Annotated in this window: 19 protein-coding genes; 11 read left to right on the top strand and 8 right to left on the bottom strand. The window is 41.1% G+C overall.

The window, feature by feature from the left end; genetic code table 11:
- Positions 1-3 precede the first annotated feature (3 nt).
- Both cmk and aroA read right to left on the bottom strand, forming a co-directional pair.
- Positions 4-693, bottom strand: coding sequence for a (d)CMP kinase (cmk, locus tag AAEY99_RS15790; RefSeq protein ID WP_101087087.1), 690 nt, complete (start codon positions 691-693; stop codon positions 4-6).
- Between the two features lie 180 nt (positions 694-873).
- Positions 874-2,154, bottom strand: coding sequence for a 3-phosphoshikimate 1-carboxyvinyltransferase (aroA, locus tag AAEY99_RS15785; protein ID WP_351011141.1), 1,281 nt, complete (start codon positions 2,152-2,154; stop codon positions 874-876).
- A 489-nt stretch (positions 2,155-2,643) separates the two neighbouring features.
- Here aroA and AAEY99_RS15780 point away from each other — a divergent pair, with 489 nt between their 5' ends.
- From AAEY99_RS15780 to AAEY99_RS15770, 3 genes are all read left to right on the top strand, one after another.
- Positions 2,644-3,834 carry an amino acid aminotransferase gene (locus AAEY99_RS15780; protein ID WP_101087085.1) on the top strand — a complete coding sequence of 397 codons (1,191 nt, stop codon included), beginning with the start codon at positions 2,644-2,646 and terminating at the stop codon, positions 3,832-3,834.
- 502 nt (positions 3,835-4,336) lie between these two features.
- On the top strand, positions 4,337-5,698 hold the full coding sequence (locus AAEY99_RS15775) for an SLC5/6 family protein (RefSeq protein WP_351011140.1): 1,362 nt from the start codon (positions 4,337-4,339) through the stop codon (positions 5,696-5,698).
- Positions 5,699-5,911: 213 nt separating this feature from the next.
- A complete protein-coding gene (locus AAEY99_RS15770; RefSeq protein WP_351011138.1) occupies positions 5,912-6,991 on the top strand; it encodes a methyltransferase in 1,080 nt (359 codons plus the stop codon).
- Between the two features lie 160 nt (positions 6,992-7,151).
- Here AAEY99_RS15770 and serC read toward each other — a convergent pair whose 3' ends face one another.
- Positions 7,152-8,243, bottom strand: a complete 1,092-nt coding sequence (serC, locus tag AAEY99_RS15765) for a 3-phosphoserine/phosphohydroxythreonine transaminase (protein WP_182743505.1) — start codon at positions 8,241-8,243, stop codon at positions 7,152-7,154.
- Between the two features lie 177 nt (positions 8,244-8,420).
- Positions 8,421-11,150, bottom strand: coding sequence for a DNA gyrase subunit A (gene gyrA, locus AAEY99_RS15760; RefSeq protein WP_101087081.1), 2,730 nt, complete (start codon positions 11,148-11,150; stop codon positions 8,421-8,423).
- 387 nt (positions 11,151-11,537) lie between these two features.
- On the opposite strand from gyrA, the gene ubiG reads away from it, so the two are divergent.
- The 5 genes from ubiG (at position 11,538) to yfaE (ending at position 17,519) form a co-directional block, all read left to right on the top strand.
- Entirely contained in the window at positions 11,538-12,260 is a 723-nt protein-coding gene (ubiG, locus tag AAEY99_RS15755) for a bifunctional 2-polyprenyl-6-hydroxyphenol methylase/3-demethylubiquinol 3-O-methyltransferase UbiG (RefSeq protein WP_101087080.1), read from the top strand.
- Between the two features lie 123 nt (positions 12,261-12,383).
- Positions 12,384-13,046, top strand: coding sequence for an HAD family hydrolase (locus AAEY99_RS15750; protein WP_101087079.1), 663 nt, complete (start codon positions 12,384-12,386; stop codon positions 13,044-13,046).
- A gap of 593 nt (positions 13,047-13,639) precedes the next feature.
- Positions 13,640-15,928 carry a class 1a ribonucleoside-diphosphate reductase subunit alpha gene (nrdA, locus tag AAEY99_RS15745; protein ID WP_101087078.1) on the top strand — a complete coding sequence of 763 codons (2,289 nt, stop codon included), beginning with the start codon at positions 13,640-13,642 and terminating at the stop codon, positions 15,926-15,928.
- A 72-nt stretch (positions 15,929-16,000) separates the two neighbouring features.
- Positions 16,001-17,131, top strand: coding sequence for a class Ia ribonucleoside-diphosphate reductase subunit beta (nrdB, locus tag AAEY99_RS15740; RefSeq protein WP_101087077.1), 1,131 nt, complete (start codon positions 16,001-16,003; stop codon positions 17,129-17,131).
- Positions 17,121-17,519, top strand: coding sequence for a class I ribonucleotide reductase maintenance protein YfaE (yfaE, locus tag AAEY99_RS15735; protein WP_351011135.1), 399 nt, complete (start codon positions 17,121-17,123; stop codon positions 17,517-17,519). The genes nrdB and yfaE overlap by 11 nt, the downstream gene beginning before the upstream one ends.
- Positions 17,520-17,542: 23 nt before the next feature.
- On the opposite strand, the gene AAEY99_RS15730 is transcribed toward yfaE, so the two are convergent.
- The 3 genes from AAEY99_RS15730 to AAEY99_RS15720 form a co-directional block, all read right to left on the bottom strand.
- Entirely contained in the window at positions 17,543-17,839 is a 297-nt protein-coding gene (locus AAEY99_RS15730; protein WP_101087075.1) for a hypothetical protein, read from the bottom strand.
- Positions 17,840-18,315: 476 nt separating this feature from the next.
- On the bottom strand, positions 18,316-19,128 hold the full coding sequence (locus AAEY99_RS15725) for a hypothetical protein (protein WP_502959504.1): 813 nt from the start codon (positions 19,126-19,128) through the stop codon (positions 18,316-18,318).
- A 16-nt stretch (positions 19,129-19,144) separates the two neighbouring features.
- A complete protein-coding gene (locus AAEY99_RS15720; RefSeq protein ID WP_101087074.1) occupies positions 19,145-20,293 on the bottom strand; it encodes a BamA/TamA family outer membrane protein in 1,149 nt (382 codons plus the stop codon).
- 586 nt (positions 20,294-20,879) lie between these two features.
- On the opposite strand from AAEY99_RS15720, the gene AAEY99_RS15715 reads away from it, so the two are divergent.
- Both AAEY99_RS15715 and AAEY99_RS15710 read left to right on the top strand, forming a co-directional pair.
- A complete protein-coding gene (locus tag AAEY99_RS15715; protein ID WP_101087073.1) occupies positions 20,880-21,743 on the top strand; it encodes a PA4780 family RIO1-like protein kinase in 864 nt (287 codons plus the stop codon).
- A gap of 477 nt (positions 21,744-22,220) precedes the next feature.
- Positions 22,221-22,547, top strand: coding sequence for an EF-hand domain-containing protein (locus AAEY99_RS15710; protein WP_335692001.1), 327 nt, complete (start codon positions 22,221-22,223; stop codon positions 22,545-22,547).
- Between the two features lie 195 nt (positions 22,548-22,742).
- Here AAEY99_RS15710 and AAEY99_RS15705 read toward each other — a convergent pair whose 3' ends face one another.
- A complete protein-coding gene (locus AAEY99_RS15705; RefSeq protein WP_351011133.1) occupies positions 22,743-23,036 on the bottom strand; it encodes a hypothetical protein in 294 nt (97 codons plus the stop codon).
- A 288-nt stretch (positions 23,037-23,324) separates the two neighbouring features.
- Between AAEY99_RS15705 and AAEY99_RS15700 the strand changes: the two genes are divergently transcribed.
- Complete coding sequence (locus tag AAEY99_RS15700) at positions 23,325-23,999, top strand: haloacid dehalogenase type II (protein ID WP_242445141.1); 675 nt, start codon at positions 23,325-23,327, stop codon at positions 23,997-23,999.
- Positions 24,000-24,165 lie beyond the last annotated feature (166 nt).

The following is a 24,165-nucleotide window of genomic DNA, read 5'->3' as shown; positions in this document are numbered from 1 at the left end:
CGATTACGCAACAGTAATTTTTTGCCCAACGTATTCAAGTACTTGCTTCAATACATCTTCAATACCTATGCCGCTTGTATCAATAACAAGGGCATCATCAGCTGGAACTAGAGGCGAAGCGGCGCGATTGATATCACGGTCGTCTCGTTCAATAATTTCAGCTAAAAGGCGGTCGATTTTAACATCGAAGCCCTTGTCCTGCAACTGATTATAGCGTCTTTGCGCACGTTCTTCAGCAGACGCAGTTAAAAATATTTTTACTGGTGCTTTAGAAAAAACCACTGTGCCCATGTCGCGTCCGTCGGCAACAAGTCCTGGAGCGGCACAAAATGCACGTTGACGGCGTAATAATGCCTCACGTACGCGTGGTAATGCCGCCACTTTTGAGGCAGCATTTGAGCATTCTTGTGTTCGAATGGTGGTGGTAACATCTTCACCTTCGAGAATCACTTTAATGGCATCGGCCTCGGTGCCCGTTAAAAATTGAACATCAAGGTGTGCAGCCAATAAGGTCAGTGCTTCTTCGTTTTCTAGCTCAACATCATGATGAATAGCGGCTAAGGCTAAAACACGATAAATCGCACCACTGTCTAACAAATGCCACCCTAAATGTTGTGCCAACAATTGGCATATCGTCCCTTTCCCTGCACCGCTTGGGCCATCTACTGTGATCACTGGAGATCGTTCAGACATAATTTCCTCCGAAAATAATCTATCTTCCTTGAAAAGATAAAGGGTTCATCAAAATAAGCGCGCGCATTGTATAACAAAAAAATGTTAATTACTGATGAATTTTCGGTTATTAAAACCAAGATCGCCCTTTAGCACATACCTGATGCGCTAAAGGGTCCGTTTTAATTCCGCGCTGTAATATTATTTTGCTAGCTGTACAAATTGAGCAAAGTAATCTGGAAATGTCTTAGATGTGCAGTCTGGATCGTTAATGGTGATACCACAATCAGCAAAAGCCATCATTGAAAAACACATTGCCATACGATGATCATTATAGGTATCAATTGCTGCAGTATTTAATTCTGCAGGTGGTGTAATGGTAATATAGTCATGGCCTTCTTCAACTGTCGCGCCAACCTTACGTAATTCAGTGGCCATGGCCGCTAAGCGGTCAGTTTCTTTAATACGCCAGTTATATATATTGGTCAGTTTTGTGGTGCCCTTGGCAAATAAAGCCGCTGTTGCAATGGTCATTGCAGCATCAGGGATATGATTCATGTCCATTTCTATCGCGCGAAGGCTCGATTTTCTGGCAATAATGAAATCATCGCCCCACTCGATATCTGCCCCCATTTGGGCTAACGCATCGGCAAACTTAACATCGCCTTGAATACTTAAGCGTCCAACACCAGTGACTTTAACTTCACCGCCTTGGATAGCGCCTGCCGCGAGGAAGTAAGATGCCGATGAAGCGTCGCCTTCTACCAGTACTTTACCTGGTGAGACATATTGTTGACCGGCCTTAATTTCGAAACGTTGATATTGATGATTGATCACTTCAACACCAAACAGCTTCATTAGCGCAATGGTGATATCAATATAAGGCTTAGAGACAAGCTCGCCTTTAATATTAATGTTGACGCTGTCTTTGGTCAGTGGCGCGACCATGAGTAATGCGGTTAAAAACTGGCTTGATAAATCACCGGCAATGTCAACATTACCGCCATTTAAGCCGGTTGCCTTAATGGTTAATGGTGGAAAACCGTCATTTTTAAGATACGTGACATCGGCACCTAATTGACGCAGCGCATCGACCAAATCCCCAATTGGGCGCTCCTCCATGCGAGGCTCACCGGTTAAGGTAAATTCGCCATGGCCTAATGTGAGTGCGGCGCATAATGGTCGCATTGCAGTGCCTGCATTGCCAAGAAATAAACGCTGTGCGTCCACAGATGAAACAGCGCCACCTAAACCGGTTAGTTCACAAACAGTATTATTGTCAGACAGCTGGTAATGCACACCTAACTGCTTTAATGATGCCAACATATAGCGAATGTCATCAGAGTCGAGCAAGTTCGTCAGAGTGGTTTTACCCTGCGCTAAAGTTGCGAGTAACAGTGCACGGTTTGAAATGCTCTTAGAGCCTGGAATGTTAATTTCGCCATTCATGCGAGTAATTTGGTCTAGACGCAGTTGTTTCATTAATACTCTTCTTTAGTGTTGCACTCATTAAACGTCTATCGACCGAGATATGAGTAAAAGGCTTCGCTGGAGAAATAAGTGTGACATTGTTAACGTGATGCGGATCGGTGCACATCTTAAAATACATGTCACTGGCAATTTTTCGGTACAGTTTGCTAATAATTTACTAAATAATTCTTCGTAGCCCTACGTTACTGATTGTCAGCAAGGATTCAACCGTTATTTTGTGTTTTAGGTGACTTTTATACTCAAGTTGAATTTATTTTATCTTTATCGCTTTTTTTATTAGCAAATCGGACCACAACATTGGCTATTTCACCTGTCAGGCTTAGTTGCCAGAAATTGTAACAACCCTCTTGCTAATATCCCATCACAGCTGATTTAGCAGTTCTTTATTGATGTAAATCACGTTATGCTTAAGACCATAATGCATATATTGTTAGCTTATTTCGCCCTAATGCCTGTAATTTTAAATAAGAAGGTCAATTCATGTTCAATTCATTAACCGCGATGCCTGCCGATCCGATTTTAGGCCTATTGACTCAATACCGCGAAGACAGCCACCCAAATAAAGTCGATTTAGGTGTGGGCGTATATAAAGATCCTGTTGGTCATACACCTATTCTAGATTGTGTAAAAGCCGCCGAAAAAATTCGTTTAGATACCGAAACAACCAAAGTGTACATCGGCCCGACTGGCTCTGCGTCATTTAACCAACTTATGGGTGAATTAGCTTTTGGTGCTAGCCACAGTGCATTACTGGCTAACCGAGTGCGAACAGTGTCAACCCCTGGCGGAACTGGTGCCCTGCGCGTGGCGGCTGACTTTATTAAGCGTTGTAATCCTAATGCAGTGTTATGGGTTAGCGACCCAACCTGGGCAAACCACACGGGGTTATTTGAAGCAGCTGGTGTTACGGTGAAAACCTATCCGTATTATGACTACGACAGCAAAACCCTTAAATTTGATCAAATGCTGGCAACCTTAAATACCATTGGTAAAGATGACGTAGTGCTTTTACATGCTTGTTGTCATAATCCAAGTGGCATGGATTTAACGACTGAGCAATGGGATGAAGTGGTTAAGGTTACGGTTAAGCAAGGCTTTACGCCATTAATTGATATGGCTTATCAAGGTTTTGGTGACGGCGTAGATGAAGATGCTTATGGCGTACGTCAAATGGCTGCAGCAGTTGAAAGCATGATTTTATGCAGCTCTTGCTCGAAAAACTTCGGTTTATACCGCGAACGTATTGGCGCTTGCTCAATTGTGGCGAAAGATAGTGCAACTGTAGATGTTGCCCAATCGGTATTGTTATACGTAGTGCGCTGTATTTATTCTATGCCGCCAGCACATGGTGCTGCGATTGTTGAAACCATTTTAGGTACCCCAGCCCTCAAGCAACAATGGTTAGACGAGCTAAAAGTCATGCGCGACCGTATTAACGGTAACCGGGCAATGTTGGTCAATCAATTAACGGCCAATGGTGTTGACCGTGACTTTAGTTTTATCGCCCGCCAAAAAGGGATGTTCTCATTTTTAGGTGTTAAGCCAGAACAAGTGGCAACCCTTAAACAGCAATACAGTGTGTACATGGTCGGCTCAAGCCGCATCAGTATTGCTGGTATTAGTGAAACTAATGTTGATTATTTAGCGAAATCAATTGCGGCAGTGCTATAACCGATACCATTTTGATTATGGGTAGCTGGTAATATTACGCTATAAACAAGGTCGCTTAATGCGGCCTTGTTTATGTTAGGTCTACAAATTGTCTGCTTACCCCCTCAAAATGACATAAAAATCAGTTATCAAAAATAGCCATTTTGTTATTCCATCATAATTCCCCAACACCGCAATCCGAGTTAGGTTAACTTACCTGCCCTTGTAAATAGCAGGTTCAAGTGATGCCAAATCTCAGCAATGCAATTTATCGAATTGAGTCAATATGGCTAATGCATAATACTGTTAATTCTCGGGTATCTATTAAAGTAATAGCACTGTTAAATCTATAGGTGATGGTTGTATATGAATTGAAGCTGCTTGTAGTTTTTAATTTACGCTCATCGGGATACAGCTCCCATTGCATGAACATTATTAACATAATGACTCTGTAACTGTTTAATTTTTCTTAAAAAGAGATAGCCTGACGCTGAATTTAATATATCAACAAAGCGAGTCAGCCATGCAAAATGAAACCATAAGTGTACAAGAGATCCCCGTATCCTCCGTTGTTTCAGCCACTGGCTGGTCACGCCAGGATACCACTTGGATGTTGAGCTTGTTTGGCACCGCGGTTGGCGCCGGAATTTTATTTTTACCGATCAATGCGGGAATGGGAGGTTTTTGGCCATTAGTGTTAATGGCACTCATGATAGGCCCAATGACCTATCTCGCTCACCGTGGATTATCTCGTTTCCTATGTTCATCAGCGATTCCTGGCAGTGACATCACTCAGGTCGTTGAAGAACATTTTGGTACTGGAGCAGGTAAAGCGATTACTTGGCTGTATTTTCTCGCCATATATCCTATTGTATTAATCTATGGCGTTGGCATAACTAATACTGTCGACAGTTTCATTATTAATCAATTAGGCATGTTTACCGAAGTGCCAAGAATGTTACTCGACGGTACGCCTGCACTGACGGAAGCTGGCGGGCAAATAATCGATAAAGTCAGTGGTATTCCACGTTGGCTGCTTTCGGGAATGCTAATCTCAGGCATGATGTCGGTGATGGTTGCGGGTGAAAAATTTATGCTCTCCGTGACCCGATTATTAGTCTATCCGTTAGTCGCAATCCTTGCTTTTATGTCCTTGTACCTCATACCAGACTGGAAGTTTGATGCATTAATGGTTGTGCCTTCGACAACTAATTTTCTTGGGACTGTCTGGTTAACCATTCCAGTGTTGGTATTTGCCTTTAACCATTCACCCGCTATCTCACAATTCTCGGTTTCACTCAAAAAAGAACACGGCGCGAATGCCTCCCATAAAGCCGATGTCATCCTCCGCAATACAGCCATTATGTTAGTCGGATTTGTGATGTTGTTTGTGTTCTCTTGTGTACTGTCGTTAACACCGGCGCAGTTATTAGAAGCTAAAGCCGATAACTTGCCGATATTGTCTTATCTTGCCAACGTGCATGAAAGTGGCTTTATCAGTTATTTTGCCCCTGTCATTGCTTTCATCGCCATTATTTCATCTTTCTTCGGTCACTATATGGGTGCCACAGAAGGGTTAAAAGGCATTATTGTTAAGCAATTACCGGATAGCAGCGAGCCAGAAAATAGCAAAAAACTGGATAAATTTATTTTAGGGTTTATGTTTATCACCACCTGGGGCGTGGCGATTATGAATCCAAGTATTCTGGGTATGATTGAAGCGCTTGGTGGCCCAGTGATTGCGGCTATTTTGTATCTCATGCCAATGTATGCGATATACAAAGTACCGGCACTAAAAGCCTACCGCGGTCGAGTAAGCAACATATTCGTCGTCATTACCGGTTTATTATCTATGACTGCCATTCTATTCGGCTTGCTGAGTTAAATAAGATAATTTGGGCGGGCTCACACCTGCTCGAATTATTGATTGAGGCAAAGTTTTGTATAAAAAACTCAGACAAAATGTAGTGTTATGCTTCAACTTCTATTGTTATACATTTATCAAAAAACAAAAACTAGAAGTAGCTCAAAACCTTACTAGCATTATCTTGCTACTATAAAACCCATATCACCTCCTTCCTTTGAGTTAATACGGTTAATGTCTTTTTACCAATCTCCCAAAAAAATGTCTGCATTTGATGCTAAGTTTGAAGCACAAAAAATAGCTTTCGCACCCGTAAGCTTTCAAGTCGCCCGTTGCTTAAGTCAATTTGGCTTACTGGCAAAAGTTGATGACGCCGGAGACGAAGGTATTAGCTTAATTCAACTGATTCAACATTTTGAACTGTCTGAGTATGCCATTCATGTATTGCTCGATATGGGATTAAGCATGGGCATTTTTTGGTGTAAGGATGATCATTATCGACTCGATAAAACGGGTTATTTCTTACTCCATGATGATATGGCCGCCAAGAACCTAAACTTCGTCCATGATGTTTGCTATCAAGGCTTGTTTGATCTTGATGATTCACTTAAGCAAGGCAAAGCAATAGGACTTAAACACTTTGGCGATTGGGATACTATTTACCCAGGGTTAAGCCAGCTACCTGAACAAACTAAAAAAAGCTGGTTTGAATTTGATCATTACTATTCAGATCATGCCTTTGACAGCTTATTACCTTTGATTTTCAAGTCAGATCCAGCTCATATTATTGATGTAGGCGGTAATACCGGTAAATGGGCATTTGCCTGCACCCGCTATAATAAAAACGTCAACGTCACCATAATGGATTTACCCGGTCAACTTGCTGTGGCAATGAAAAATGCCCAAGCATGTTTGGTTGCCGACCGCGTTCATCCATTTGAAACCGATTTGCTTGATAGCAACAAACCGTTTTACCAAGGAGGTGATTTGTATTGGATGAGTCAATTTTTAGATTGTTTTTCTAAACAACAAATCATCACTATTCTCCAGCGCACAGTGGCTGCGATGAAACCTGGCAGTGAACTGTGTATTTTAGAGACCTATTGGGACAGACAGCCACACGAAGCGGGCGCCTATTGCGTTAACGCAACCTCGTTGTATTTTACCGCGATAGCCAATGGAAATAGCCGGATGTATCACAGTAAAGACATGCTTAAAATGATCAATGAGGCTGGGCTGTATGTTGATGAAGATATCGACAACATTGGCCTAGGTCATACTTTACTGCGCTGTAAATTAAAGCCGATGAATTAACAGAACTCACAGGCCAGAAAGACCAGTGGCAAGAAGTTAGAACAGTAATATAGCGATAACATACACATTTATTGATGGCATAAAAAAAGCGAATGCTGTTAGGCATTCGCTTTTTGTCTTTACTAAGCCGATCTTACGGTAAATAAATAAGCGGTTCGAATTAACTGTGCTTTACGGCGAAGTTATTCATAAAGTCCACTAAGGCTTGCACACCCGCTAGCGGCATGGCGTTATAAATACTGGCACGCATACCACCGACAATACGATGACCTTTTAACGCCACTAACCCAGCCTCCTCCGCTTGGGCTAAAAACTCACTGTCTAAGGCATCATTCACTAGTTGAAAGGTGACGTTCATGCGTGAGCGGTTTTGTGGTGCTACACCGTTTTTATAAAACGGATTGCTGTCGATACAAGCATACAGTAACGCAGCTTTTTGTTGGTTCACTTCAGCCATCGCACTTATGCCGCCATTTGCGGCTAACCACGCAAACACTTCAGAGGCTAAATACCAAGCAAACGTTGGCGGCGTATTAAACATAGAACCATACTCAACGGCAACGCGATAATCCATTACTGATGATTGCGGCAGACTTGGCAGTTTAAGCATATCGTCACGCACAATGACAATCGACAAGCCTGATGGACCAATGTTCTTTTGCGCGCCGGCATAAATAAGACCGTACTTGCTGACATCAATTTCATGCGACATGATGGTCGATGATAAATCAGCAACAATTGGCCATGGACTGTCTAACTCTTCAAAAATCTCGATACCATCTACGGTTTCATTTGAGCAATAGTGCACATAACGATAATCTTTATCGATTGCCGTGAAGTCCGGCAATTTAACCTGATGAAGCCCATTGATTTGCTCAACAATATTGATACTGTCAATATTGTGCTCGCTTACCAATTTCTTCGCTTCAGTGACCGCTGCCGATGACCACTGACCACTGACCAAATAAAGTGCCTGACCATTATCGCCAAGAAAGTTATTCACTACGTTAGAAAATTGAGCCCGGCCACCACCGTGCATAAATAACACGTGGTAATTTGCAGGAATGTTCATCAACTTGCGTAATGTCACCTCTGCTTGATCGGTCAGCGCAATAAACTCTTTACTGCGATGACTGATTTCCATCACGGAGACGCCTAGGCCATTCCAATCAATTAATTCCTGTTGTGCTTTTTGCATTACAGCTTGAGGTAACATGGCAGGTCCAGCACAGAAATTATAAATCGCGCTCACAGACAACTCCTTTGACAAATAATCAATATAGACAATAACAATTTAACCGTAATAGTAAGTATTTTACGGGTTGATGAATAGGCCTTTATTTACCTATTTTGATGAAATTTATTCCGTAAAATAAAACGAGCGCCATAAGGGCGCCCGTTCGAGGATATCTACAACAAAAGTAATCTATTACTCTTGTTCGTCATCTCCGGTTTTGGCTTCGTCTGCATCTGTTGCTTCAACATCGTCAGTTGACTCAGCATCTGTCGCTTCAGCATCGATAACATCGCTTACTGGAATAACATTGCCTTCTTCGTCTAACAACTCTTCAGTTTGAATTTCTTCAATACGCTGCAAACCAACGACTTTCTCGTCTTCTGCGGTACGGATGATAGTCACACCTTGAGTGTTACGACCAATAATGGATACGCCTTCAGCAGGAGTACGCACTAAGGTGCCTTTATTACTGATCAACATGATTTCGTCAAATGTGCCTACTTGAACTGCACCGACGACTTCACCATTACGTTCACTGACTTTAATTGATACCACGCCTTTAGTACCGCGGCTCTTCGCTGGATATTCACTCAGCTCAGTACGCTTACCGTAACCATTTTCAGTTACGGTTAAAATAGCACCGTCACCTTTAGGTACAATTAACGACACCACTTTTTGGCCAGCATCAAGTTTAATACCACGAACACCGGTAGCAGTACGACCCATAGGGCGCAGTGCAATAATTTCTTCGCCAGTTTCAGCATCAATCTTCACTTCACCGGTTTCAGAATCACGCGCTTTTTCATTAAAGCGAACCACTTTACCTTCATTAGAGAACAACATAATGTCGTCACTACCTTCAGTAATATCAACGCCAATTAATTGGTCGCCGTCTTTTAAGTTCACCGCAATAATGCCATTTGCACGAGGGTTACTGTATGCAGTTAATGCTGTTTTCTTAACGGTACCATGTGCTGTAGCCATGATGATAAATTTATCATCTGCGTATTCACGTACTGGTAGGATTGCAGTAATGTGCTCACCGTCAGACAGTGGTAATAAGTTAACAATAGGACGACCACGGGCAGTACGACTTGCCAATGGTAATTGATACACTTTTAACCAGTACATCTTACCAAAGTCAGAGAAGCACAAGATGGTGTCATGGGTGTTTGCCACCAATAACTTTTCAACAAAGTCTTCATCTTTTACTTTAGTTGCCGCTTTGCCTTTACCACCACGACGCTGCGCTTGGTAATCTGACAGCACTTGGTATTTCGCATAACCTAAGTGAGACAAGGTCACTACAACATCTTCTTCATTGATTAAGTCTTCAAGACTCATATCAATTTCGTTGGCGTTAATAATGGTGCGACGTTCGTCACCGTATTGCTCAAGTATTTCTTCTAGTTCTTCTTTAATCACTTCCATCAGACGCGATGGAGTACGAAGAATGAATAACAAACCTGCAATAAGAACTAAAAGCTCTTCATATTCAGCTAAAATCTTGTCATGTTCTAGACCGGTTAAACGGTGCAGACGTAATTCCAAAATCGCTTGGGCTTGTTGCTCAGTTAAATAGTACTGACCGTCACGGATACCGAACTCAGGCTCTAACCATTCAGGGCGTGCAGCGTCATCGCCAGCTTTTTCAAGCATGCCTTGTACATGGCCTAATTCCCAACCTTGTGCAACCAATTTTGCTTTGGCTTCAGCAGGTGTAGGTGAAGCTTTAATAAGCGCAATAATAGGGTCGATGTTAGCCAATGCAATGGCTAGTGCTTCAAGAACATGAGCACGTTCACGGGCTTTACGCAGTTCAAATACAGTACGGCGCGTGACCACTTCACGACGGTGAAGAATAAAACACTCAAGCATTTCTTTAAGGTTAAACAATTTAGGCTGACCGTTAGTCAATGCCACCATGTTGATACCAAAAGAACACTGCATTTGTGTTTGAGAATATAAGTTGTTTAGTACAACCTCACCCACTTCACCACGTTTGATTTCAATAACAATACGCATACCGTCTTTATCAGACTCATCGCGTAGGCCACTGATACCTTCTAATTTTTTATCTTTAACAAGCTCGGCAATTTTTTCAATCAAACGGGCTTTGTTAACTTGATATGGAATTTCATGAACAATAATACGTTCACGACCATTATCTTCAGTTTCAATTTCCGCTTTCGAGCGCATGATCGCGCGACCACGGCCAGTGTGATAAGCATCGATAATGCCTTTGCGACCGTTTATTGACGCTGCCGTTGGAAAATCTGGACCTGGAATGTATTCCATTAACTGTTCAATCGATAAACTTGGATCTTCGATTAACGCCAAACAGCCTTTCACTACTTCTGTTAAGTTGTGAGGTGGAATGTTAGTGGCCATACCGACCGCAATACCTGATGAACCATTGATTAATAAGTTCGGTACGCGTGTTGGTAACACCGCAGGGATCATCTCTGTGCCATCGTAGTTAGGCACAAAATCCACAGTTTCTTTTTCAAGGTCGGCTAATAATGAATGCGCCAACTTTTGCATGCGGATTTCGGTGTAACGCATCGCCGCTGCAGAGTCACCGTCGACCGAACCAAAGTTTCCTTGTCCGTCAATCAATGTGTAGCGTAGCGAGAACGGTTGCGCCATACGTACAATTGTATCGTATACAGCAGTATCACCGTGTGGGTGATATTTACCAATTACGTCACCAACGACACGAGCGGATTTTTTATATGGTTTGTTCCAATCGTTTTTTAATTCGCTCATTGCGAACAATACTCGACGGTGAACTGGTTTTAAACCGTCACGGACGTCAGGTAATGCACGACCTACAATTACGCTCATGGCGTAATCAAGGTAAGAATTTTTAAGTTCGTCTTCGATGTTAATTGGCGAAATAGATGATGCCAGATCAGTCATAAACTGCGCGTTCCCCTAAAGTGAGCTGACAATAAAACTTCCATATTATTATCTAGCTTAAAAACGTGATTTGGCATTCTAACACAGATATTTAATGTCGCCAGAGCAAAGACCAGCCAAATGCTCTATCACTCTTAAAAATTACAAAAAAGCTAATATTTTCAGCTAATTTAGTTTATTCATTGGCTAATATACGACTAAATTTGAGCAACAATTATCGTTAACTTGCTGATGATTTAAGCAGTTGATAGCATAAAACATCCATTTACCTCGCTTAAATGGATATTTTATGAGCAAGCGTAAACGGCAAAAGCCATTGTTGACTACTATTCGCAAAGGTTATCGCTATAATAGCGACCATACTTTATTACACACTTAGGTTACGTTATGTCACACGCTGAACAATCGACACCCAATGTTGATCCACTCGAGATCGCAAAATTTGAAGCCATGGCGCAAACGTGGTGGGATCTCAATGGCGAGTTCAAGCCATTACATTTACTTAATCCACTGCGTTTAAACTACATTGACCAAACCGCTGAAGGTATTTTTGACAAAAAAGTACTTGATGTTGGCTGTGGTGGCGGTATTTTGTCAGAAAGTATGGCGCGCCTAGGTGCTAACGTTGACGGTATTGATATGGGCAACGCACCACTTGAAGTGGCAAAACTACATGCTTTAGAGTCTGGTGTTACGGTTAATTACCTCAAAACAACAGCCGAAGCACATCGCGATAACCACCGCGAATATTATGATGTGGTCACTTGCATGGAAATGCTCGAACATGTACCCGATCCCCAATCAGTTATTCAAGCCTGTTGTGACATGGTTAAACCTAATGGATTTGTGTTTTTCTCAACCATAAACCGTAATATGATGTCGTATTTAAAGACGATTATCGGCGCAGAGTATTTATTAAAAATGCTGCCAGTTGGTACTCACGATCACAGCAAGTTTATTCGCCCATCGGAACTGATGGCATTGGTCGATAACACCGACTTATTGTGTAAAGATGCGCTGGGAATTACCTACAATCCATTGTCGGGTGTGTTTAAGTACACTAAAAGTGTCGATGTAAATTATATGATAGCCACTCAAAAAATTGATTAATCATCCAGGTGATTCTTTTCAACATTTCAATGTGAATGCACCACAATAGCGTTATGTTGTGCCAATAACGCTATAAAGGGCTTGCACTGTCTATTGTTATTTTCTCTCGTTAGGAGCTAGCCCTTGCATAAACAAGATATAAAAGGAGTGCTGTTCGATTTAGACGGTACCTTAGCCGATACCGCACCAGATTTAGTACAGGCATTGAATCTCAGCTTGGATGAAGCCGGTTTTAACGTCCAACCGCTTGACTTGATGCGCCATGCGGCATCACATGGCAGCTTATATTTAGTTAAAACGGCCATTCCAGATGCCGATGAACAAGTACAAATTACCATCCAGCAAGCACTACTTCAGCATTATGCCCGTATCAATGGTGACAACAGCCGTTTATTCGCTGGCTTACCCGAACTATTATCCTTATTTGATGCCCAATCGATTCCTTATGGCGTAGTGACCAATAAGCCGGCTCGATTTGCCAGGCCATTAGTGGAAAAGCTTGGTTTAACTCATAAATTGAAAACCATGATCAGTGGTGATAGCACTCGTCACTCTAAACCTCATACCGCACCAATGCTGTTAGCAGCACAACAAATTGCCATTGCTCCTCAAAGTATCTTATATCTAGGTGACGCTGAACGTGACTTAGTCGCCGCCCACAATGCCAGTATGTTAGGCGGCGTTGCGTTATGGGGTTATTTATCTGCGACAGATAAACCTGACACATGGCCAGCAGGCAAACAATTTCAACACGGAGCCTCACTTAAACAGTTTTTCACTGATTAATGACAGTGTTCGGCATCGGTTTAGCGGGTTAATTTTTGGGTAAATGAACAAAGCATGAGTGAAGTTTAACGGGTCTTATTAAGCTTAAATGTACAGTTAACAGTCATCAATTTCTACCCGATCAAAACCAACAAAAGATCAACCAATAAACGGTCCATTTTTTTTGATCGCTGTTTATTTTAGCGATCAAATTTTTATCATTTGATGGATTAAAAAATATCATTTATCAAAAACTCTTTATGAATTTGGGCTCTAGGGTTAGTTGTCACTAACCCTGCCGTTTATCCTCAAGTTATCCACAAGAAGTTAATGAAATTGTGGCTTGCAATAAACCTCAAACCTCACTATCTTGTATCTTAGATTTTAAATAACACCATATCTTGTGTGTGGCTGACAATCAAAACACTACTCCACGACGTTCCAAAGGATGTAGTGGCTAACTGAACGTACTGGTGTTTAACTACCACGTTGTGAGTACATCAGGTTGATTGTTTTAACATGGAATTGTTTTGTAACTGGTTCGGATCGAATCAAGCAGCACTGCATCCAACAACAGATCACATGATTAGATATAGAACCAAGGCCTCTCTTCAATGAATAGCAATATGACAGTCACTAAACGCAGTGGCGAACGTGAATCTATCGATTTAGATAAAATTCATCGCGTAATCACTTGGGCAGCCAAGGGATTAAAAAACGTCTCAGTATCTGAAGTAGAACTTCGATCTCATCTGCAGTTTTTTGATGGCATTCCAACAGAAGCCATTCATGAAACGATCATTAAAGCTGCGGCTGACTTGATCTCTCCAGAGTCACCTGACTACCAATTTGTGGCTGCCCGCTTAGCGGTGTTCCACTTACGTAAAAAAGCGTTTGGTCAATTTGAACCACCAACGTTATATGACCATGTCACCAAATTAGTTGAACTGGGTAAATATGACATGCATATCATGGCTGACTACAGCCGTGAAGAATTAGACACACTCGACACCTATATCGATCATTGGCGCGATTTGAACTTCTCTTATGCCGCGGTAAAACAACTTGAAGGTAAATACCTGGTTCAAAACCGTGTCACCCATGAAGTGTACGAAAGCGCCCAGTTTTTATACATATTAGTCGCAGCATGTTTGTTTGCCCGTTACCCAAAAGAAATTCGTTTGAAGTACATTAAAGACTTCTATGACGCGACGTCTCTGTTTAAGATTTCTTTACCGACACCAATCATGGCCGGTGTGCGTACCCCTACACGTCAGTTCAGCTCATGTGTATTGATTGAGTGTGATGACAGCTTAGATTCAATCAATGCGACTGCATCGTCTATCGTTAAATACGTTAGCCAACGTGCTGGTATTGGTATTAATGCGGGTCGTATTCGTGCCCTTGGTAGCCCTATTCGTGGCGGCGAAGCATTCCACACCGGTTGTTTACCATTTTATAAGTATTTCCAAACAGCGGTGAAGTCTTGTTCTCAAGGCGGCGTACGTGGAGGTGCAGCAACGCTGTTCTATCCTTTATGGCATCTAGAAGTTGAATCGCTATTAGTACTAAAAAACAACCGTGGTGTTGACGACAACCGTGTACGTCATCTTGACTACGGTGTACAGTTAAACAAATTAATGTACCAACGTTTGATTAAAGGCGAATATATCAGTCTATTCAGCCCATCAGACGTGCCTGGTCTTTACGATGCATTCTTTGAAGACCAAGTTGAGTTTGAACGTTTATACCTTCAGTATGAACAAGACAGCAATGTCCGCAAAAAACAAATTAAAGCGGTTGAACTGTTTTCATTGATGATGCAAGAACGTGCTTCGACTGGCCGTATCTATATTCAAAACGTCGATCACTGTAATACTCACAGCCCGTTTGACTCTAAAGTTGCGCCAATTAAGCAATCTAACTTATGTTTAGAAATTGCTTTACCGACTAAGCCACTTAAAAACATCGATGATCCAGACGGTGAAATCGCGTTGTGTACCTTGTCAGCACTTAACTTAGGCGCAATTAAAGATTTATCAGAGCTTGAACCATTAGCTGATTTAGCTGTTCGTGCGCTAGATAACTTACTTGATTACCAAGACTACCCAATTAAAGCCGCGCAAACGAGTTCAATGAACCGTCGTACCTTAGGTATTGGGGTGATTAACTTTGCTAACTATTTAGCTAAAAACGGTAAAAAGTATTCAGACGGTTCAGCTAATAACTTAACTCACAAAACCTTTGAAGCGATTCAGTTTTATTTACTGAAAGCGTCGATGAACTTAGCAAAAGAGCAAGGTGCATGTCCGTTATTCCACGAGACAACTTATTCGAAAGGTATTTTACCTATCGACACCTACAAGCGTGATTTAGACAAGATTTGTGACGAGCCATTGCACATGGACTGGGAAAGCTTACGTAGCGACATTAAGCAGTACGGTTTACGTAACTCAACCTTGTCTGCGCTAATGCCGTCTGAAACCTCATCGCAAATTTCAAATGCGACTAATGGTATCGAGCCTCCACGCGGTTTAATTAGCGTTAAAGCCAGTAAAGATGGTCAGTTAAAGCAAGTCGTTCCTGATTTTGAATTACTGAAAGATAAGTATGAACTGCTGTGGAATATGCCAAACAACGATGGTTACATCCAACTTGTTGGGTTAATGCAGAAGTTTATCGACCAAGCTATTTCGGCTAACACCAATTATGACCCAAGCCGTTTTGAAGGCGGTCGTGTACCGATGCAAACATTGTTAAAAGACTTGTTAAGCGTCTACAAACTGGGCATTAAAACATTGTATTATCATAATACTCGTGACGGTGCTTCTGATCAGTTTGACGACATTATTGCTGTCGAAGAAGAAGACGATGGTTGTGGTGGCGGTGCGTGTAAGATCTAATCATCACTTTATGTATATTTAGCGGGGGCCTTCCCCGCTTTTTGAAAAATGCGTTTTCAGGACACCTAAATAATGGCTTACTCAACATTTTGTCAAACACCTAACGATTCTACCAAAGAACCTATGTTTTTCGGTCAATCGGTTAATGTGGCACGCTACGATCAACAGAAATATGAAGTCTTTGAAAAACTAATTGAAAAGCAATTATCGTTTTTCTGGCGTCCAGAAGAAGTTGATGTCAGCCGTGACAAAATTGATTTCGGTAATTTGCCTGAACATGAACAGCATATTTTCCTATCAAATCTAAAATACCAAACATTACTCGACTCAATTCAAGGCCGTTCACCGAATGTGGCATTTTTGCCTTTGGTATCGCTACCAGAATTAGAAACGTGGATTGAAACATGGTCGTTTTCTGAAACCATTCACTCGCGTTCGTACACCCACATTATTCGTAATATTGTTAATAACCCGTCTGTGGTATTTGACGATATTGTACAAAATGACGAAATCTTAAAGCGTGCCGGTGATATTGCCGCTTATTACGATGACTTAATTAACCTCACCCAGATTAATAACTTGTTAGGTGAAGGAACGCACATTATTAACGGTAAAGAAATCACCGTTAATTCACGTATTCTTAAAAAGTCATTATATTTGTGCATGATGTCAGTTAATGCCTTAGAAGCGATTCGCTTCTATGTCAGTTTTGCCTGTTCGTTTGCCTTTGCAGAGCGCCGTGTCATGGAAGGTAATGCTAAAATTATTCGCTTAATTGCCCGTGATGAAGCATTACACCTCAATAGTACACAACACATTTTAGCCCTGATGCAGGGTGGTAAAGACGACCCAGAAATGGGAGAAATTGCTGCTGAGTGTAAGCAAGAAGCGTATGACTTATTTGTTAAAGCGGCGGAACAAGAAAAAGAATGGGCCAAGTACTTATTCAAAGACGGTTCGATGATTGGCTTAAATGAACAGATTTTATGCCAGTACGTTGAGTTTATTACTAACCAACGGATGAAGTCAGTTCACTTACCTCAACCTTATGATGAACAGTCAAACCCACTACCGTGGATGAAAAACTGGTTAGAAAGTGATGCAGTACAGGTTGCCCCACAAGAAGTAGAAGTATCATCTTATCTTGTTGGTCAAATTGATTCTTCTGTTGATGGCGACGAGTTTTTAGATTTTGACCTATAAAAATTTTTTCAAAAAAGCCCCTATCGTGAGCTTGAAAGGACAGCCGGTTATTTTATTTGACGGCCAACATTCAAGCTTATTAGAAGCGCTTGAGTCGAAAAAAGTAAAAGTGTTTTCAGAGTGTCGTAATGGATTTTGCGGCGCGTGTAAAACCACAGTGATATCAGGAGAAGTCAAATACTTCTCCGAGCCACTAGCAGAACTGAAACCAGATGAATGTCTGCCCTGTTGTTGTGTACCTGAGGGTGATTTAAACCTCAAACTATCAACTGAAGGTGTACAAGTGGTGGCTAAACGTCAATATGTTTCAACCAATGACACTCATAAGCCAACAACTGCGTTAACCCAACAATTACAGGCTAACCCTAAACTTGTCCACGAACGTTAACTTATCGTCCCGTTAACACCCTTCTAGATGTTCAAAGCAACACTTAGCAACACACGTTTACCAGTCTCAATCTTAGTCACGCTGTGTTCATATTTATCTGGACGAAATAAATATACTCGTCCCCATAAGTTCATGATGCATTTGGCACAACGAAACACCCCGCCCACTTTAGGTTGTACAAGAACAAAGTTGAGTTTGTAATAGCGGCCTTGTTGTACCGGATCGATATGTGTCATCACACGATGATGAGTATGGTAGGTCACCAGATTTATCGATAATATTCGACTGCTAAAAATGGCTTTATTGATCACCTTGGCCATGGTATCTCCAATGGGAACATCAGCAGTAGATTATACCTATTCGATAAAAATTTTGGGTCATATTCACCAGCCAAAATCATATAACATAGACGACACGATTTCATCATGTTAGTCAGCAACTAACGCCATCGAGCTTATCGCAGGGATATTGTTACTTGATAGCTTGTACGAAAAAGTCTATTGATGATCTTGCGGGGCTAATATTAAGGTATCGAGATTAATCCTTTAATCATTATTGACTCGTGCTAATAATGACTAATGCTAGTGTAGATAATGGCTATGGCTAGAGTAGATAATGGCTAATGCTAAAATAACTAGCATAAATAGTGATGAGTCAGCCACCGCCCATAACGAGTAAATCAATTCTCTATAGTGTCCATTTATGGCAATAATACCGTGAAAATTAGGCTCATTGACGCGTCAATAAGCCTAATGAAGTAAACGGTACTGAACTTGCTGCTTATCACGAGGTAAGGTTAGCTCTCCGTTATGGTATCGCAAGATGAAACATAATGTTCTAGCTCAATAACACCTTGCAAAATCATCCCATGATAATGGGCTTTCACCAGTTGATAATTCATACTTGGTGCAAAGTAGTACGTCACCTCTTCGGCCCCGGTTTGCTCCACCGGAATAAGTTGTATCTCCCCCAAAGACGCGATGGTAGCGGTTAATTCGTCCTTTACATAAAATTGATAAGGTTCAATTGCATCTGAAGCTTGCCTAATTAACGCAAATTGACGTCGGCCACCGAGCAAGTTTTCGCGTATTTGAATGGCTAAGGTGTCTACATCCCTTAATGGTATTTGGCTTGAGGTATAATTCTCAATATCGCCATCAACATCCACTCGTGACTCAAGGCCATTATTGTAAAAAGTGGCTTGCATGTCTCTTGAGCGAAAACCGGTTACCTGCTGATGAAAACTATCGGTTAGCCATTCATTGCGGTTATTTGACCACGATAACTCAGTACGTTGTTGATATTGAGTGCCAATTCCTAGAATACTGGCTTCACTCTTTGAGGTTATAACAGCAGATTTACCCTGCCAGTTCTCAGTACGGTTCATCTTACCAGTGTGTAGACCACTGAGATAAATAGCGTAATTAAAGCTTCGCTGGCAACTGTGTGGAATGTCACTGGCCAAGGCACTATTACTCTGCAATAAGCCACTAACCAAACACACAATGATCATCATTCTCGAGTCGACAGCATAAGCTGTCGCAGATATCCGGATGTTACGACACCCGGTCATCATAAGCATAAGCTTCACTCGCGACATTACTGTCATCATCAATAGTATCGCCTTAAAAGACTTCATTCACATTTAGGTAGAAGTTAGTTTCATTTTCACCGACCCCTACATCAAATCGTAAATTAATATTGTCTTTAATTTTGAATCGAAATCCTGTGCCATAGGCCGTTAATAGCGTATCGGTTAGCTCACTCACTTTAGGTGCCACACTACCAACAGCGCCCCAAAATACCATGCCATATCGTTGGAACACTGGTAAGCGATATTCAACTTGCCCCATCATCATTTGCTCGTCACGATATCGGCCTCTAATGTAACCTCGCATCGCGTCGGAGCCACCAAGATCAGGTAATAGATTCCAAGGTACATCGCCACTGGTTAGATGACCTTGCACTTGCCATGCGATTAAACCCGGTGTCGAGCCTAAATCAATATAGTTCGCTAATTCAATATTATAAGTAGAAAACGAATCGAACTGGTCATTTTGGTATAATCCAGCATCAACCTGAAATAACCAGCCTTTTGTTGCGTTTAAACGGTAATCTCTTGAATCATAAATACTGGTTACTACAACACCTGAGCTAAAGTTGTCTGGCAGAAGCGTACTTGAATCCACAGGAGCTTCTGTTGCGACTAATTCTAAGCTGTCGGCCGTGGTATAAATAAAGTCAGCACCCACACCAATAAAATAGTTACTGGCAACTTCGGTCATCCAACGCGGCTTAAAACTATACAGTTGTTCTTTGAACTCATGATGATTAAGGTCTTGGTCGCCTTGTTCAATCCCTATTCCATAATAAACAGCAGCTTCATTATGCAGTTCTAAGTCAAGCAACAAACGCTGTTTACCTTGATTTAAAAACGTCATATTTTCTACCGTGACGCCATAAGAATTGTTCACAGAAGCAAATGAATTCAACACCAATGATGAAGGCTGTTGTTCACTTGATGCGTTATCTGTTTTGTATAACCCCACCATAAGTAAACCCACACCAAACTTTTTCTCTGGGGTGTAATAAGCCGTAGGTAAATAACTCATATCAATAGCTTTAGTATCATCGAATTCACCATCCGCGCCAAAAACCGACAAAATGTCATCAATCCATGTTGGTTGCATATCTTTGGGGGTTTCAAATAAAGGTTCAACTGCGGTTGCGGCGTTAGAAAAAACAAATAGTGTTAAAAGTAAGGTCCGTTTCATAAAAACTCTATTAAAATGTTAAAAAAAATAGGCGTGCATGATGACTTCCATGCCAAATTTTGGAATCACTATTCAATGAGTTATCGACAATAATCGCTTCAAATAATAGCCGATTCAGATAAGAATCAAATAATAACTAAATCAAAAAAGATTATCCTACTCATCACTCAATACTGACTGAAGAAGAACTTAAGTCTTGCTGAAGTTCTCCATCATTAAATACAAGATATTATACTGCGTTAAATGATGGCCTTTATACCTAACGTTAGTTTAGGCGTACCATCAGCAATATTTTTAATCTATAGGCGCAACTGATATCATTACGCTAAATGACGGCCGCTAATATAACACGTTTGGCAGCTCTTTTTAGTGATAACTCAACATTCACCCCATCGATATCTTTCGGTAAAAGGATCAGAATCGACTATATTTAGCTGAATGGCTACAGCATTTTCATCTAATAAACAAGAGTCTACAAAGCACAAATTCAGTACTATTGAGCCTCATTTAATCAGTAGCCCATCAGCAAGTAAAAATTATTTCCTTAGATATATCATCCAGCGCGCAAGTAAGGTATAACGACGCTATGAAAACGCCTATACGATTACAACCACTGGTTGACGATGGTCTCGTCGATGAAGTGATAAGCCAACTCATGAGTGGCAAAGAAGCTACGGTCTATATGATCAGATGTGGCGATGCGATTCGCTGCGCCAAAGTGTATAAGGAAGCCACTAAGCGCAGTTTTAAAAAAGCAGCACAATATCAAGAAGGTCGAAAAACCAAAAACAGTCGTCGTGGTAGAGCCATGGAAAAAGGTTCTAAATACGGTCGTGAAGAACAAGAAAAAGCTTGGCAGAATGCCGAGGTCGACGCGTTATATAAATGCGCCGCCGCTAAAATTAGAGTACCAGTGCCTTATGGCTGCTTTGATGGAGTGCTATTGATGGAGTTGATCACCAATATTCATGGTGATGTTGCACCTCGATTAAATGATGTTACTCAGATGAGTGCTGAACAAGCGCAAACGCAGCATTACGTTATGATGGGTTATGTCGTACGAATGTTATGTGCAGGTATTGTTCATGGCGATTTATCAGAGTTTAACGTGCTCGTAGATCAGAATGGACCGGTTATCATTGACCTGCCCCAAGCTGTTGATGCATCAGCAAACAATAATGCCAAAGCGATGTTATTTCGTGATGTGAATAATATGACAGACTATTATTCTCAATTTGCCCCAGAATTAGCCGCAACAAAATATGCTAAAGAAATGTGGGCCTTGTACGAACAAGGTGAATTAACGCCGGAAACACAATTGACCGGTTTATTTGAAGAAGACACAACAGCGGCTGACGTCGATTCTGTATTAGAAGAAATTAACGCTGCATTTGAAGAAGCCCAAGAAAGACGCGAGCGCATGAGTGATGCAAACAGCGACGAGTATTAAATCGATCGTTTATTCACTCATGTGAACACCTAGGGAGACATTCCGACAAATTATCGAATATGTGATCGAATACACTATCGAATAAATTGTCAGGTTATTGTCTCCCTATTTAATTAGCCCTTCTCCTTTAATGAACGTCAAGCTAACCCGAGTTGACAGCGAATTCCCCCCGAGTTAATACCGAATTAATACCGAATTAAACCGCTTTTTTTAATTAAGCAGCAAGTGGGTTAACCATAACCGCTGGTTGCCTAAACGCTGCACATTTCTGAGGCGATAGTTAACCCTCTTGTAAGCAAACACAATAGTCTCATTACTGGCTAAACCTCAATCAATTGCTTTTTCCCACATAGTCATGAGTGAACCGTTATGTTTGCTAAAAAGTAATATGATCAATTTGCACACTTTATATAACCTTGTTTTTCACATGGGTAAATAGGCGTATAATAATATTGGAAAGTTAACAAGGAGAATATTATGAGTAGCTATGTTCTATCAGTATTACTCGTTTGTCTGACTATTTTTATGTCAGCTAATGTTATTGGAAATGAAAATGGAATGATGAGAATGTCTCAGATGCCTGCATTTTCCGATTTTGATACTAATCAAGACAAATTGATATCTGAAGAGGAATTTGAACGCTTTCAAAAAGCCAGGCAAGCATTGCATCAATCTGAAGGGCGACTATTAAAAAACGCATCGGATTGTGATGAAATGTTTGAGCGTATCGATTTGGACCGCAATAAGTTTATTGATACTGAAGAGTTTCAATCTCATCACGAAATGATGAGAAATTCTAAATAATCACAGTTTGGGATATCTACATAATCTCAGCTCGGGATAATAATCAACATCGCTTTAGAGAGGTAATCAGCATCACCTCTCTTTTAAATACGCTATAGCATAGCAAACGACTTAGTTGTATCTACACCTGCAAGATATAGCGCTATTTTTCCACACCATCGCTAAAATTACTCATTACTCATTACTCATTACCCATTACTCCTGCGCTGCAATAAGCTTACTTTTAAATACGCCATAAAAAGCAATACAAGCACCCGCAAAACCTAAAAACGAGCATATTAAGCGATAATCAGTGTTGTCGATGAAGAAGTTAGCCACACTGAATACCAACAAAATGAATAAGCCAATATTTTTGGTCATCATCATTTTAGGCTCGAACATCAACCATTGATCACATTTAGGGCACTGTGTTTCAACCCCATGTTTACCTTTACGGACTTGTTTAAGCGCTTTACGGGTAAAGATACCCTTACAACGAGGACACTCCATTTAACATTACCTTCAATAATTTTTATCAAAATAATACAATGAATTAACTCTACATCAAAGTTTTCCTTGAGAGCCAATATTACAGAGCAAGCTAATATCATTTAATAACTCACATCATTTGGAACGTTCGTTCAAAATAGTAATTGAACGAATGATATAGTTAGTTTATAGTAACTCATGGCTCACATTATGAGCACGCTAACTCGCTACAGATAGAACTTATTGGCAAGTATATCAAATGATAAAGAGCTTAAGCACTTGGCTCATAACCCAAATGGAACAATGAACATGCATAAAATGATTGGATTTGATGTTTACGGCACATTAGTGGATCCAGTGGATATGGGCCAGCATCTGCAGCAATTGATTGGCGACAAGGCACAAGCATTTGGTCAATTGTGGCACGATAAAAAAGTCGAATATGCATTTCGTCGTGGCTTAATGCAACAATATGAAGATTTCGGTGTGTGTACTCAACAAGCTTTACAATATTGTTTATCTGTTTTCAACGTCACACTGTCAAACAGCGAACAACAAGATTTACTGGCTAAATTTAGTCAACTCACGGCTTTTGATGATGTCATTCCTGGGCTAGCATTACTGCGCAATCAAGGTCATACCCTCGCCGCTTTTTCAAATGGACCTGAAGTTGCGGTTCGTACACTGATGCAAAATTCAGGCGTTTTACCGCAGCTCCATGACGTTATCAGTGTTGATGACCTAAAGACGTTTAAACCTAACCCCGCCGTTTACCATTATTTAATGACTCGCACCCAATCTGACCTCAATCATTGTTGGATGGTGTCGAGTAATCCATGGGATGTGATTGGTGCAAAAGCCGCCGGACTGAATACGGCTTGGATCAAAAGAGACAGTAAAAAAATATTTGACCCGTGGGGCATTGAACCAGACATAACCGCCAGTAGTTTAATCGAATTAAGTGAACAACTGGATGCCCTGTAATAAATAACTCACATGCTGTATTTAAACAATATAAGCATAACTCATACGCGTTGATGCTAATACATTAAAACTTTACACGCTACACTAACCCCCCTGTGTCAGGATAGTTGTCGCCTCAATTAATTTACAAATAAACAGGGAGCGGTAAGTTACAGCAAGTGAATTA

The organism is Shewanella sp. S1-58-MNA-CIBAN-0166, assembly GCF_040310085.1.
GTDB lineage: Bacteria > Pseudomonadota > Gammaproteobacteria > Enterobacterales > Shewanellaceae > Shewanella.
The sequence above is the reverse complement of the archived record's forward strand: the minus strand, read 5'-3'. Positions and strand labels throughout refer to the sequence as shown.